Source organism: Gammaproteobacteria bacterium, from assembly GCA_013817245.1.
Classification (GTDB): domain Bacteria; phylum Pseudomonadota; class Gammaproteobacteria; order HTCC5015; family HTCC5015; genus JACDDA01.
Genome location: JACDDA010000002.1, coordinates 295,000 through 307,901, shown reverse-complemented (window position 1 = coordinate 307,901; position 12,902 = coordinate 295,000). Strand labels below are relative to the sequence as shown.

10 protein-coding genes are annotated in these 12,902 nt (G+C 44.9%); 3 read left to right on the top strand and 7 right to left on the bottom strand.

The window, feature by feature from the left end:
- Positions 1–17: 17 nt before the first annotated feature.
- The 7 genes from H0W44_04340 to ppa are packed head-to-tail and all read right to left on the bottom strand — an operon-like array spanning position 18 to position 7,540.
- Positions 18–869, bottom strand: coding sequence for a D-amino acid aminotransferase (locus H0W44_04340; GenBank protein ID MBA3581664.1), 852 nt, complete (start codon positions 867–869; stop codon positions 18–20).
- Positions 866–2,029 (bottom strand): D-alanyl-D-alanine carboxypeptidase, encoded by a 1,164-nt coding sequence (locus H0W44_04335; protein MBA3581663.1) that lies wholly within the window; start codon positions 2,027–2,029, stop codon positions 866–868. Before H0W44_04335 ends, H0W44_04340 begins: the two co-directional genes overlap by 4 nt.
- Positions 2,030–2,034: 5 nt before the next feature.
- A complete protein-coding gene (locus H0W44_04330) occupies positions 2,035–2,835 on the bottom strand; it encodes a septal ring lytic transglycosylase RlpA family protein (protein ID MBA3581662.1) in 801 nt (266 codons plus the stop codon).
- A gap of 1 nt (position 2,836) precedes the next feature.
- The gene (gene mltB, locus H0W44_04325) at positions 2,837–3,877 is read right to left on the bottom strand and encodes a lytic murein transglycosylase B (protein ID MBA3581661.1); all 1,041 of its coding nucleotides are present in this window, start codon (positions 3,875–3,877) and stop codon (positions 2,837–2,839) included.
- Between the two features lie 50 nt (positions 3,878–3,927).
- Positions 3,928–5,052, bottom strand: a complete 1,125-nt coding sequence (rodA, locus tag H0W44_04320; GenBank protein MBA3581660.1) for a rod shape-determining protein RodA — start codon at positions 5,050–5,052, stop codon at positions 3,928–3,930.
- Positions 5,042–6,928, bottom strand: coding sequence for a penicillin-binding protein 2 (gene mrdA / locus H0W44_04315; protein ID MBA3581659.1), 1,887 nt, complete (start codon positions 6,926–6,928; stop codon positions 5,042–5,044). The genes rodA and mrdA overlap by 11 nt, the downstream gene beginning before the upstream one ends.
- A 54-nt stretch (positions 6,929–6,982) precedes the next feature.
- Entirely contained in the window at positions 6,983–7,540 is a 558-nt protein-coding gene (gene ppa / locus H0W44_04310) for an inorganic diphosphatase (protein ID MBA3581658.1), read from the bottom strand.
- Positions 7,541–7,782: 242 nt separating this feature from the next.
- On the opposite strand from ppa, the gene H0W44_04305 reads away from it, so the two are divergent.
- The 3 genes from H0W44_04305 to odhB all read left to right on the top strand — a co-directional run bounded on the left by H0W44_04305 (position 7,783) and on the right by odhB (position 12,890).
- A complete protein-coding gene (locus H0W44_04305) occupies positions 7,783–8,433 on the top strand; it encodes an adenylate kinase (GenBank protein MBA3581657.1) in 651 nt (216 codons plus the stop codon).
- 119 nt (positions 8,434–8,552) lie between these two features.
- A complete protein-coding gene (locus tag H0W44_04300; protein ID MBA3581656.1) occupies positions 8,553–11,348 on the top strand; it encodes a 2-oxoglutarate dehydrogenase E1 component in 2,796 nt (931 codons plus the stop codon).
- Positions 11,349–11,693: 345 nt separating this feature from the next.
- Positions 11,694–12,890 (top strand): 2-oxoglutarate dehydrogenase complex dihydrolipoyllysine-residue succinyltransferase, encoded by a 1,197-nt coding sequence (gene odhB, locus H0W44_04295; protein MBA3581655.1) that lies wholly within the window; start codon positions 11,694–11,696, stop codon positions 12,888–12,890.
- Positions 12,891–12,902: the final 12 nt, after the last annotated feature.

Genomic DNA, 12,902 nt, shown 5'->3' with positions numbered 1-12,902 from the left:
CAGTCATTAAAGGCGCATTAATTTTTTAATTGCATTTTATATTCTTGATAATACCGTAGCATTAATTTCCACATAGGTCCCGGCAAACCATCACCTACATACTCGCCATCTAAACGGGTGGCTGCTACTACTTCTTTGGTGGAGCTCGTTATCCAAATTTCATCTGCGTCATACAACATTTCACGACCAATGCTGGTTTCTTCACAAGGCATACCATGATCTCGCGCTAGCTCTAATACTAAATCTCGGGTGATGCCGGGCAATAGAAACTCACTTTTAGGTGGCGTTAACACCACACCATCTTTCACAACAAAAAAATTACTGACGGTGGCTTCAGTAGCATAACCATCGCGCACCAAAATCGCTTCGTCAGCACCCGCGGCATGCGCTTGATTGCGCAACATCACGTTTGGTAATAATGCGATAGTTTTTAAGTTGCAGTGCTGCCAACGAATATCATCTAACACAATGAGTTTGGCGCCTTGTTCTAATAAATGCGCAGACACCGGTTTAATAGGGGTGGTCATAACAAAAATCGTTTGTTCAGTACTGGCAGAATATAAATGATCGCGCTTTTCATCTGCGCCGCGCGTAACATGCAAATACACCGAAATATTGCCGCCGCCATTACGTTCCACCAATGCATTTAAAACATCGCTCCACTGCGCATTAGACAGTGGGTTGCTTAAATGAATTCCGCGCATACTGTTATCCAAGCGCTCTAAATGGTGTTCGAGACGAAATAATTTTCCGTTATAAGCAGGAATCACTTCATAGACACCATCCGCAAATAAAAAACCGCGATCTAATACAGAAATTCTTGCATCTAACAAAGGTAAAAATTGACCATTTAAATACACAATACTCATTCAAACATACTCATCACATCGTTAAATAATCGTTGCACAGCATTGCCCTGTGGCACCGCTTGTGCCGCTATTAAAGCTGGCGACTTTAATACTTCATTTGCTAACATAACTTCTACGCGCCCTATCACCGCGCGTTCGGCCACAGGCGCCATTAAGTTTTTTTGCACCGCCATGTTGAGTGTTAGTTCTTCATAATGACCATGCGGTACCGTTACATACAAATCTTCTGCTAAGCGCAATGCAACTTTTCGCATGTTGCCGTCGCTTATAGCCGCACGATACAACACTTGCTCTGCGCTATACAATTTATGCGTTTCAAAATAACGGTAACCCCATTCTAATAAAGCATCAACCGCAGTGGTCCATTCGCGTTCATTGCCGGCACCTAATACAATTGCGATCAAGCGCATATTGTTACGCTTCGCAGAAATAGCCGCGCAATAACCTTCGGCAATGGAGTAGCTAGTTTGCAACCCATCTACGCCCGTGTTTTTCCACAACAAATTATTTCGGCTAGTTTGCTGGATGTTATTGTAAACAAATTGTTTCTCAGCAAACATTGCGTATGAACTAGCATGATTACGAATCAAAGCACGTGACAGCAGCGCCAAATCAAATGCTGTTGAATAATGCTCACGGCCGGCAACCCCTGCAACGTTATTAAAATGGGTTTTACTCATACCTAGCTTTTTCGCGACTGCATTCATGCGCTCTACAAAAGCCAATTCATTTCCCGCTATGTGCTGTGCTAATACTAAAGCAGCATCATTGCCGTTTTGAATAATTAAACCTTTTAACAAGTCGGCTAGCGTAATTTTGCTATGGGATTGCAAAAACATGCGCGGACCACTTTTCAAAACTTCCGGCGTCGTCGTGTGTGCGCCTATTTCAGCGATATCAATTACCGTATCCGGCGTTAACTTTTGTTGCTGCACTGCATCAAAAATCACATACGTCGTCATTAATTTAGTTAAGCCAGCAACGCCTATTTGCTCATCTAGATTATCCGCTGCGAGCACTTGACCGCTATCTGCGTCCATTAACACATAGGCGCTAAGATCCAAACGTGGCGGCACTACTTCAATTGCCAGCCCATGCGGCGCGCTCAACACTACGTTTAACAAAACTACGTATTTAAAAAATGTTTGCTTATTCAACATGCCCATTACTCAATAACAATTTGATATTCGGAAAAACCTAAAGTGTCTAATTTAGCCGCCACCTGATCGGTTATCGCTACAGAAGACAAAGGTCCTATGCGGACACGATATATAAGATTGCCATTATTTTCGCTTTCCGTAATTGCGGCACCACCCACATTACTTAATAACAATCGGCCTAATAATTGTTCAGCATTTTGTTTGGCGCTAAATGCGCCGAGCTGGATATAAATAAAATTTTGACTTTGTTGGCTCACTAGATCAATGGTTGCTTTTGATTTGCTGACGTTACTGAGATCAACAGTGTTGCTAGGCGCACTACTGCTCACTACTTCAACTTGCACCAACGCCGTGCCAGTGCGCACTACATCTAACTGAGTGGCTGCGGCTTTAGATAAATCAATAATGCGATTATCATGAAACGGTCCGCGATCATTTACTTTAACAATAATGCTCCGGCCATTTTCTAAATTACTAACGCGCACATAAGTAGGCAAGGGCAATGTTTTATGCGCCGCAGTCATAGCATTCATATTATAAGTTTCACCGCTAGAAGCGCGTTTGCCGTGAAAATTTGGGCCATACCAAGACGCAATACCTTTGTCTTTATAACCAGCCGCACTCTGTAAAACATAATAGCGCTTGCCCAATACCACATAAGACGCGGGGTTGCCATATTTACTACGCGGTTCAGCTACGGGCACAACCTCAGCCGTACGCTGCGGTTTACTCACTACTGTCGTACCACCACAAGCTGACAACACAACAGCAAACATTATTACGATACTAATTTTCTTAGAATACATATTAGCGCTTATTACCTGACGACGAAGTGTTGCCCCGCATATTAAAATCTTTTGAAACTTCAGCGCGCGCCTTAATTAATTGACTGAGCTGATACGCAGCCATCGCATACATTGAGCTATGATTATAACGCGTAATCACATAAAAATTTTGCAGCCCTAACCAATACTCAAGCGTGCCGTCTTTTTTATCAAGCACCATTAATGTTGCTAACGTTTTATCGCTAGCCGTTTGTGCTTTTTTATCCCACTCAACGCCGAGCGCGCGTAATTCAGCTAAAGTTTTTTCCGGCTTCAGCCCAACACGCCCACGTCCTACCGCAATTTCAGCGGCCGCATCGGTCGCTGACAAAGCTTGCAATACCACGGGCTGGTTCATTGCCCAACCGTGTTTTTTAAAATAATTAGCAACGCTCGCTAAAATATCCGCATCACTATTCCATAAATCGCGCTGCCCATCACCATCATAATCCACCGCATATTGACGATAACTCGATGAAATAAATTGCGGCATCCCCATCGCCCCTGCATAAGAGCCTTTAATAAGGCGCGGGTCTAAATGTTCTTCGCGCGCTAATAACAAAAATGCTTTTAATTCTTCACGAAAAAAACTTTGTCTAGATTTACCGTCAAAGGCTAATGTAATTAAAGAATCTAATACTCGATGTCTGCCCGTATAGTTTCCATAACGAGTTTCAACAGCCAAAATTGCTAAAATAATTTCGGGTGGAACACCGTACTCTTGCGAAACTTTCTGCAACATTTCTGCGTGCGCATGCCAAAAATCAGCGCCTGCTTGCACACGTTTTTCATCGATAAAAATGGCACGATATTCTTCCCACGTTAATTTGCGCTCGGCGGGTTTGGCGATGGACTCTAAGACACTATCAACGCGGACTGCGTCACGAAACAAACGCATTAATTCAGCCCGATTAAATTTCTGCTGAGCCACCATTTCATTAATAAAGAGGCGTACATCATCCCGATCGCAATAACGAATAACTTCGGGCGGAATTTCTATCACTGCTTCATCGGCCTGCAGCATCGACGTACTGCACAGCAATAGGCAAACAACTATAAAATAACGTTGTAACATCAGCCTTGACTCAATCGTCTATCAGAATTAATCGACATTAACATCCCAAAACCTGCCATTAAGGTAACCATAGAAGTGCCGCCATAACTAATCAAAGGTAAAGGCACGCCCACTACTGGCAATAAACCAATAACCATGCCCACATTCACAAATACATAAACAAAAAAAGTCAGTGTTAATGCACCGCCCAGCACTCGGCTATAACGATCACGAGCACGCAATGCAATGCGCCAACAACGATAAATCAAAAACGCATACATGCCCAATAAAATCACTGCACCGAACCAACCAAACTCTTCGCCAAATACCGCAAAAATAAAATCGGTAGAACGCTCTGGTAAAAAATCCAAATGTGATTGGGTACCATTAGTCCAACCTTTACCGTAAACACCACCAGAACCAATCGCGATTTTTGATTGAATAATGTGATAACCAGAACCCAAGGGATCGCTTTCTGGATTTAAAAAAGTTAACACGCGTTGACGCTGATAATCATGCATAAATTTAAACCACATCAAGGGCACAGCTGCCGCGGCTAACACACCACCCGTAATCATGATTCGCCAACTGATACCCGCCAAAAACAAAGCCAAAAAACCCGCCGCACCCACTAACAAAGCCGTGCCTAAATCAGGTTGCTCAACAATTAACACCATAGGTACCAACACAATAATTACCGCAACCACCACATCCCAAAAACGCGGCGGCACCGAACGCTCGGATAAATACCACGCGACCATCATAGGCACCGCGATCTTCATCATCTCGGAAGGTTGAAAACGCACGATGCCTAAATTCAACCAACGTTGCGCACCTTTACCAATATCACCAAATAAAAATACTGCAACTAACATCAACACACCAAAAACATAAACCCACGGCGTCCACAGTTTTAACTGATGCGGTGTAATCTGCGCCACAAAAACCAACAAAGCAAAGGCCAGACCTAGTCGGAATATTTGTCGCAACAACACGCCGACATCTTCGCCCGACGCGCTATAAAGAATAATTAAGCCAACCGAAACCAAACTAAACAGTGCCATTGATAAAGTGTAATCAAGCTTAAATGCGTGCAGCAGCACGCGCACAAATGATTCCGAACGATTATTAAAATTAAGTGCCATCAGGTGACTCTTCTTCCAATGATTCACTAGGGCCGGGCGCAAAATAACGATCAAACACTTTGCGCGCAATCGGTGCGGCGGCAGAACCACCGTGGCCTCCATTTTCCACTAACACCGCAATCGCTAAGCGCGGGGCTTCTGCGGGTGCAAATGCAATAAACCAGGCATGATCACGATGTTTTACATTAATTTTTTTCGCGTCGTACTTTACGTTTTGTCCAATGCCAATCACTTGTGCAGTACCCGTTTTACCCGCAATTTTATATTCAGCGTCTTTACCCGCTGCGCGTGCAGTACCACGTTCACCGTGCACTACATTAACCATTGCACTTTGGATCATATCCCAATGTTTTGGATTTTTTGCGACAATACTTAAAGTTTGTTGCGGCTTATAAACATACACACTTTTACCCGTAAGACTATCTTGCATGTCGTGAATAAAATGCGGTTTATAAGCAACACCACGATTCGCCAGCACTACGGTCATTTGCGCTAATTGTAATGGCGTCATTAATAGATAACCTTGCCCAATACCAACGCTCAAGGTTTCACCCGCGTACCAACGATCCTTAAATCGTTTTCGTTTCCATTCATCGCTAGGCAAGATGCCACTTTTTTCGCCGGGCACATCAATACCAGTAACACGCCCCACACCAAAACGCGCCATCCACGCACTAAGCTCTGTAATACCCATGCGATTAGCAAGATCATAAAAAAAAATATCACACGATTGCGTTACCGCTTCATCGTAATTAACGCTGCCATGTCCGGTTTCTTTCCAATCTCGATAGCGACGACCCACGCCACCTAAGCGGAAAAAACCCTGACAAAATACACTGCGCTGCGCCGTTGTATGACCACTTTCTAAACCCGAAAAACCATACATGGGTTTTACGGTTGAACCTGGCGGATACTGACCGCGCAATGCTCGATCAAACAAAGGATTGTTATCATCATTTTGTAAAGCGCTGTAATTTACTTGCGAAATACCGTTTACAAATAATTGCGGATCAAATCCTGGTCTACTCACTAACGCACGGACTGCGCCGGTGCTCGGTTCAATGGCCACCACCGCGCCATTAAATTCACCTAATGCTTCTTGTGCGATTTGCTGCAAATCAACATCGATAGTTAACATTAAATCCAAACCGGGTTGCGCTACTACCGTATCGAGTTCGCGCAATAAACGCCCTTCCGCATTAATTTCAATTTGTGTATAACCAGCTTTACCGTGTAATTCAGCTTCATAAGATTTTTCAATGCCTAATTTACCGGTATGCGTAGTGCCACTGTAATTAGCTTCATCAAGATTCTTTAAATCAGCTTCATCAATACGCCCAACATAACCTAAAGCATGTACGGTCGCGGCGCCATAAGGATAATAACGCGCTAAGCGCGCGACGACGTCAACACCCGGAAATTTATAACGATTCACCGCAAAACGTGCGACTTCTTCTTCATTTAAATTAAAGCGTAAAGGGATATCGTTGAATTTGCGTTGTTGCTTTAATTCTTTTTTAAACCGTTCAATATCATTGTCACTTAATTCAATAATTTCACGCAGCGCAGTTAACGTCGCCGTGACATCAGGCACTTCTTCAGGGGTTATCTCTAATTGAAAATTTGGAATGTTTTCTGCGAGCACGCGACCATAACGATCAAAAATTAAACCGCGCGGTGGCGGCAACGCTTTTAAACGAACGCGATTATTTTGTGATTGGGTAGAAAATAATTCGTGATGAACGATTTGCAAATAAAACAAACGACCGATCAAGACCAATAAAAAAAACGCGCAAAAGAACAACGCAAACCAAGCTCGGGCGCGATAAATTTCCAGCTCCCGAAACCGATCTTGTAAAGTTACACGGTATGCCATTCGCCCACGAACGCAAAAGGCCGGAGTCGTAACCCCGGCCTTTTCACGAAATGATTACGCTTTTTTAGCGTCTTTCACATAAGGCTTATGACCGTAACGCTCCAAGCTAGAAACAATTTCTGCTTTAGCTTCTTCAGGGCCGGCCCAACCGTCTAATTTGACCCATTTATTTTTTTCCAACAATTTATAGTGTTGGAAGAAATGTTCGATTTGCGCTAACAATTCTTTGGGTAAATCTTCAGTCTTCTTGACGTTATCGTACATGGTGCTTAATTTAGAAATAGGCACCGCTAAAATTTTCGCATCAGGCCCTTTTTCATCGGTCATTTTCAACATACCAATGGGGCGTGTTGCAATGACGGCACCGCTGATAATAGGCTGCGGCGAAATCACCAACACATCCACCGGATCACCGTCTTCCGACAAAGTGTGGGGCACAAAACCATAATTACAGGGATAGTACATTGCCACGTTGATGAAACGATCCACCACTAACGCGCCACTGTCTTTATCCATTTCATACTTCACCGGGGCTGCCTGCGCCGGAATTTCAATAACCACATTCACTTCTTCAGGCAATTTCTCACCGGGGCTCAGATTATCTAAGAACATCGGGCCTACACTCCTCAATTAAAATCGATTGGAACCCTATATATAGGACTGGCGCATTATACCCACAACCTCTGCGCGCTGCCGAAGAAACCAACAATCTGGATGTTGCGCAGGCAAATCAGCGCAAATCCTCAAGCAGACCCGCAATCTCTAACAACTCCAGCAAACGCCTTCCCTAGGCCGCCGCCATCGCCTATCATGGCCGTCCATTTTAAACGGGGTTCTGCGGGGAACTGAAGCACATGAGAATCGTATTATTAGGCGCGCCAGGGTCAGGCAAAGGCACTCAAGCCAAGAAATTGGTCGAAAAATATCAAATCGTGCAAATTTCCACCGGTGATTTACTCCGCGCCGCCGTAGCAGCTGGCACCGAATTAGGCAAAAAAGCTAAATCCCTAATGGATGCGGGCGAATTAGTCCCCGATGAAATTGTGCTAGGTATGATTCGCGAAAAACTCAGCGAACCGGCCTCTAAAAATGGTTTCATTTTAGACGGCTTCCCGCGCAATTTAGTGCAAGCCGAAGCGCTTGATGTTTTGTTACAAAATCTCAAAACGCCTTTAGATGTGGCGGTACATTTTCAAGTTGATTTCGAAGAAATCGTCAAACGTATTACCGGTCGACGTACCTGCGGCCAGTGCGGCGCCATTTATAACACCTATTTTTCTGCGCCGCGCCAAGCGGATATCTGCGACAAGTGCGGCTCTACCGATTTACAACATCGTGCGGATGATAATGAAGCAACTGTACGCAATCGTTTAGATGTATATCAAAAACAAACTGCGCCCTTAATCGCGTTTTATGAACAGCAAAAACTCTTAACTACGGTTAAAGGCCAAGGCAATATTGACGCTATATTTGCAACTGTTTGCCAAGCGGTCGAGTCACACTAAATACGTAAATTATTCACCCTACTTTAAACTTAAGATTTTAATATTTAACCTGCTGTTAGTTCGCGGCGCGAGGAACGCCCCATACCATGTCTAGCAAAACATCCGAAACCGCTCGCAGCATGGCTGCTTTTACAGCCAGTGCTTATCTGGATGGCGGCAACGCCGCTTACCTTGAATCACTATACGAAAATTATTTAAGCGACCCTAACAGCGTCGCCGCAGAATGGCGCGATGTGTTTAAACAATTACCCGCGGTTAATGGGTATGAACAAGCACATGCTGACATCAAAGAACAATTCCGCAATTTCAGCAGCGCACCAGCAAATGCCGGCGACAGTGCGTCAGTTGAACACATGCGCAAACAAGTCCGCGTTCTGCAATTAATTAATGCTTATCGTTTTCGCGGTCACCAACAAGCCAAAGTCGATCCCTTAGCGTTAAACGACGTTAGCAACATTCCCGACTTAACCTTGGAATATCACGAATTAAGCACCGCTGATTTGCAAACCGTTTTTGACACAGGCTCATTACAGGGCAAAGACAAAGCCACGCTCGCAGAAATTCTTAACATTTTGCAAACCACTTATTGCAGTTCGGTGGGTGCAGAATACATGCACATTGTCGACACTAAAGAAAAACGTTGGATTCAACAATACATTGAATCCGTGCAATGCAAACCTAACTACGATCAAAAATTTAAAAAACAATTGCTGCACGATTTAACGGCTGGCGAAAGTTTGGAGCGTTATTTACACACTAAATATGTAGGTCAAAAACGCTTTTCATTAGAAGGCGGGGAATCGTTAATTCCCATGTTACAAGAAATGTTGCAACGCGCAGGTCAGCTCGGTATGCGTGAATGCGTTATATCCATGGCGCATCGCGGCCGACTCAATGTATTAGTTAATATCATGGGCAAGAATCCCGGCGATTTATTTAAAGAATTTGACGGCTTGTCATCGCTGGGCGAACGTTACTCCGGTGACGTTAAATATCACATGGGTTTTTCATCGGATGTTGCAACGTCCGGCGGCACTACACATTTAGCGTTAGCGTTTAATCCTTCGCATTTAGAAATTGTCAGCCCAGTAGCACAAGGTTCGGTACGTTCACGCCAAGATCGACGTGATGACAAAGACGGTATTCGAGTATTACCCATCACCATTCATGGCGACGCTGCATTTGCCGGTCAAGGCGTGGTCATGGAAACATTTAACATGTCGCAGTCGCGTGGTTATTCCACCAAAGGCACTGTGCACATTGTTATTAATAATCAAATTGGTTTCACCACTAGCAATCAAAAAGATGCGCGTTCTACTTTATATTGCAGCGATATTTCAAAAATGGTGGGTGCGCCAATTTTTCATGTGAACGGCGATGATCCAGAAGCCGTTGCGTTTGTTACACAAGTCGCGATTGATTATCGAAGCACATTTAAAAAAGACGTCGTCATCGACATGGTGTGTTATCGCCGCCACGGTCATAACGAAGCAGATGAACCTTCTGCAACCCAACCGTTGATGTATCAAAAAATTAAAAGTTTAGCGACCACGCGCCAGTTATACGCAGATCGTTTAATTGCCGAAGGCGTAGTCAGCAGCGCCGAAGCTGATGAACTGATTGCGACCTATCGTCAGAAATTAGATAAAGGCGAAAGTGTGCAGCAATATCTGACGGTGATGAGCGAAGAAGAAAAAAAATTCGTCGTCGATTGGTCAGTGTATTTTGGCAGCACGTGGGAAACCCCTTTCGACACCAGCGTCAGTCAAAAACGTATTCAAGCATTAGCGAATAACATGAGCCAATTGCCGGAAAATTTTGAACTGCATCCGCGTGTTGCAAAAGTTGTGTCGGATCGACAAAAAATGGCCGATGGTGAATTAGCCATTGATTGGGGCTTTGCTGAAATTATGGCGTACGCTACCTTAGTAACTGAAAACACACCGGTCAGATTGTCCGGGCAAGATTCTGGTCGCGGTACTTTTTTCCATCGACATTCGGTACTGCACAATCAATTAGATGGCCATGCGCATATTCCATTACGCCATTTAGACGAAAAACAGGCTCCGTTTTTAGTTATCGACTCCGTATTATCGGAAGAAGCCGTGTTAGCGTTTGAGTATGGCTATACCACGAATGATCCAAAAACCTTGGTCATTTGGGAAGCGCAATTCGGTGATTTCGCCAACGGCGCGCAAGTCGTCATTGATCAATTTATTAGCTCTGGTGAACAAAAATGGGGACGTTTATCCGGCCTCGTGATGTTATTGCCGCACGGTTATGAAGGCCAAGGCCCGGAACATTCGTCCGCGCGTTTGGAACGTTATTTACAACTCTGCGCGCAACACAATATGCAAGTTTGTGTGCCCAGCACGCCCGCGCAATGTTTTCACATGTTGCGTCGTCAAGCGCTGCGACCTTGGCGCGCACCTTTGATCGTCATGACGCCCAAAAGCTTGTTACGTCATAAAAAAGCGGTCAATAGCTTGGATGACTTATCCAGTGGTGGTTTCCAACCCATATTGGATGACGCGCAGGTTCGTGAGCCGAAAAAAGTAAAACGCATTATTTTATGCAGCGGCAAAGTTTTTTACGATTTAGATGATAGACGCGAAGAAACTGCGCGGGATGACGTGGCAATTATTCGTCTAGAACAACTCTATCCTTTCCCTGAAACCTTATTAAAACAAGCGGTTGCGCGTTATCCGCAAGCCGACAGCGTGGTGTGGTGTCAAGAAGAGCCCGCCAACCAAGGCGCTTGGTATCAAAGCCAACACCGGATTCGCCGCGTCATGACCCCGAAACAAACCTTGCAATACGCAGGTCGCACCGCTTCTGCCTCACCGGCGGTTGGTTATGCTCGTTTACACGCGCAACAACAAAAACAGTTAATCGACGACGCATTCGACAAATAGACTAAAGCAAACCCTCGCTCATGACTTACACGCCATGAGCGAGGCGAACGGTAATTCATCACGGACGCGTAGGTTTTCATTTGCCCAGATAAGAATCCGCTGCTCGCGGTGTTCCTACGTATTCTTTATACCGCATAAGTCAGGTAAAATGGCGCCCCTCGCTCAAGCGACCATACCCTTGGTATTTACCCGCGCGGTAAAAAACTCTCCTCATTAGGTTTTTAGATGAGAGACACGGGCCAATAAGCGAAATTGCAATACAAACATTATAGAAAACAGCGTGTGCCGTTCGCCTAGCCAACGTTTTTTCTAAATGACAACGCCATATATAAGGATGCGCTGTTCATGTCTATCGAAGTGAAGGTACCGGTTTTACCCGAGTCTGTTTCCGACGCCACCGTTGCCGCATGGCATAAAAAACCGGGAGACGCCGTGCGCCGCGATGAAAATATCGTGGACTTAGAAACCGATAAAGTCGTCCTTGAAGTACCCTCACCCACTGATGGCGTTTTAACATCCATCAAATTTGAATCCGGCAGCAGCGTTAAAGCTGGCCAAATCATCGCCATTATTGAAGCCGGCGCGGCTGCCGCGCCAACTGCAAGTAAAGCCGCTGCTAAACCCGCCGCTGCAGCCGCTAACGAAACCAAAACCGAAACAGCCAGCGCAGCCGCTACCGCACCGGCTGCACGCAAATTAATGGCCGAAAATAAATTAGATGCCAACAACATTGCTGGTTCCGGCAAAGACGGTCGTATTAGCAAAGAAGACGTTGTTAATCATTTAGAAAAACCCGCCACCAGCAAAACCGCTCCTGCGGTGAGCCCCGTTAGTTTGGGTGCACGCAGTGATAAGCGTGTGCCGATGACCCGCATGCGCGCGCGCATTGCCGAACGTTTATTAGAAGCCAAACACACGACTGCTATGTTGACGACTTTTAATGAAGTCGATATGCAACCCGTAATGAATTTACGCACACAATACAAAGATCAATTCGAGAAAAAACACGGCGTGAAACTCGGCTTCATGTCCTTTTTCGTAAAAGCGACGACTGAAGCATTAAAACGTTTTCCAGAAGTAAACGCCTCGGTTGACGGTAGCGATATTGTTTATCACGCGTATTGTGATATTGGTGTTGCAGTATCTGGTCCGCGTGGTTTAGTAGTACCGATTTTGCGCAGCACCGAAAACATGAGCTTAGCAACGATTGAAAGCAGCATTGTTGAGTACGGTAACAAATCAAAAAACGGCAGCTTATCAATGGAAGATATGACGGGCGGCACGTTCACAATTTCTAATGGCGGCATTTTCGGTTCCTTAAATTCCACACCGATTTTAAATCCACCCCAAAGCGCCATTCTCGGTATGCACAAAATTCAAGAACGTCCTGTGGTAGTCAATAGCCAAATCGTCATTCGCCCCATGATGTACTTAGCATTGTCTTATGATCATCGTATTGTTGATGGTCGTGAAGCAGTGCAATTCTTGGTCACCATCAAAGATTTGTTGGAAGACCCCGCGCGTATTTTGCTCGACGTTTAATTAATCGGATCG